Origin of the sequence: Candidatus Hakubella thermalkaliphila, assembly GCF_013281975.1 — a bacterium.
In the GTDB taxonomy this organism is placed as follows: domain Bacteria; phylum Actinomycetota; class Humimicrobiia; order Hakubellales; family Hakubellaceae; genus Hakubella; species Hakubella thermalkaliphila.
In genome coordinates, this window is record NZ_BLRZ01000400.1 from 1 (window position 1) to 741 (window position 741).

At 50.6% G+C, this 741-nt stretch carries 2 protein-coding genes; one reads left to right on the top strand and one right to left on the bottom strand.

What is annotated here, in order from left to right:
* Positions 1-141 (bottom strand): DNA polymerase (locus HW443_RS14205; RefSeq protein ID WP_176238360.1); only part of this gene is annotated, 141 nt, incomplete at its 3' end.
* Here HW443_RS14205 and HW443_RS12410 point away from each other — a divergent pair.
* A partial coding sequence (locus HW443_RS12410; RefSeq protein ID WP_258190556.1) for a DNA polymerase occupies positions 131-741 on the top strand: 611 nt, incomplete at its 3' end. The two genes, HW443_RS14205 and HW443_RS12410, sit on opposite strands and share 11 nt — an antisense overlap.

The following is a 741-nucleotide window of genomic DNA, read 5'->3' on the forward strand; positions in this document are numbered from 1 at the left end:
ATACTCCCGATACTCCACGATCTTGCCTGCAATAGGAGGTTTGCTGGCCAGATCTTTAAGAACTGACAACCCGGTGGCATAACCCGTTTTGGTCTTCTTCTTTCCCGGAAGCTTCAGCTTATCAAAGAGAATGAATCCCACCTTCCATCAGACGGTGACCACTACTGGCCGGCTTTCCAGCAGTGACCCTAATCTGCAGAATATCCCTATCCGGACCGAGCTGGGCCGGGAGATCCGCCGGGCCTTTATCGCCCCTGCTGAGTCCAAAGAAATGCTCGTGGCTGACTATTCTCAGATCGAACTACGGATTTTGGCCTATCTTTCCGGAGATGAGGAGCTGATCAAAGCCTTTCAGGAAGATCTGGATATCCATAGCCAGACCGCGTCGGAGATATTCGGGGTGGAGCCGCATGAGGTTACCTCCGAGATGCGGCGGGTGGCCAAGAGCATTAACTTTGGAATTATTTATGGGATGTCCCAGTACGGACTGGCGCAAGTGCTGGAAATATCGGATGAAAGGGCAGAGGAATACATCAGAAGATATTTTGAAAAGTATCCTAAGGTCAGACAGTACCTGGACCGCACTATCGAGCAGGCGGTCAAGAGCGGCTATGTTACGACTATCCTCAACCGACGAAGATACATTCCCGAGCTACAGAGCGATAATTACAATATAGCTAAACTGGGAGAGCGACTGGCGGTCAATGCACCTATTCAGGGAAGCGCAGCCGATATAATGAA